This window comes from Streptomyces sp. AC627_RSS907 (assembly GCF_019049165.1).
This window is the reverse complement of sequence record NZ_JAGMUE010000531.1, coordinates 1-911: the sequence shown is the minus strand read 5'-3', so window position 1 is coordinate 911 and position 911 is coordinate 1. Positions and strand designations below refer to the sequence as shown.

Below are 911 nucleotides of genomic sequence, written 5' to 3'. Positions count from 1 at the left end.
TTCCAGGATCTCCCCCACCGGCGGGCCGCGCGGACGCGGTCGCGCCACGAGCGAGGAGCCTGCCATGACCGATGCCTTCACCGTGCTCGTCACCGGCGCGACCGGCAACCAGGGCGGGGCCACCGCCCGCGCCCTGCTGGCCCGCGGCCGGACGGTCCGCGCCCTGGTCCGCGACCCGGACAAGCCCGCCGCGCTGGCCCTGCGGAAGCTGGGCGCGGAACTGGTCAGGGGCGACCTCAACGACGCCGGGTCGCTGCGCGCGGCCATGGCCGGCGTGGACGGCGTGTTCAGCGTGCAGCCGCTGGCGTACGAACCGGAGACGCTGGCCGCCGAGGTCCGCCAGGGCAAGGCGGTGGCGGACGCCGCTCTGGACGCGGGCGTGGCACACCTGGTCTACAGCTCCGTCGGCGGCGCCGAACGGAACACGGGCATCGGCCACTTCGAGACCAAGGCCGAGATCGAGCGGCACATCCTGGCCCTCGGCCTGCCCGCGACGATCCTGCGGCCGGTGTTCTTCATGGACAACCTCCTGCACTACGCCGACGCGCGGGGTGAGCGGGTGCTGGAGCTGCCGGTCAGGCCGGAGCGGCCGATGCAGATGATCGCCAGCGAGGACGTCGCCCGCTTCGTCGACGCGGCCTTCACCGACCCCGACCGCTACCTGGGCCGACAGCTCGAAATCGCGGGCGACGAGCTGACGTTCACGGACGTGGCGCGGGTCTACGAGCGCGTCACCGGCACCCCGACGCGGCTGGCTCCCCTTCCCATCGAGGAGCGCATGTTCGCGTGGTTCGCCGAGGAGGGCTACCGGGCCGACATCCCGTCGCTGCGCGCACTCCGGCCGGAACTGCTGACGTTCGAGGAGTTCCTGCGCGCGCGGCTCGCGCCGGCGCGCGACTGACCCCCCGGCC

General features: G+C 73.9%; 1 protein-coding gene. It reads left to right on the top strand.

The window, feature by feature from the left end; translation table 11 throughout:
* Nucleotides 1-64 precede the first annotated feature (64 nt).
* Nucleotides 65-901 carry an NmrA/HSCARG family protein gene (locus tag KUM32_RS36860; protein ID WP_217146230.1) on the top strand — a complete coding sequence of 279 codons (837 nt, stop codon included), beginning with the start codon at nt 65-67 and terminating at the stop codon, nt 899-901.
* Nucleotides 902-911 lie beyond the last annotated feature (10 nt).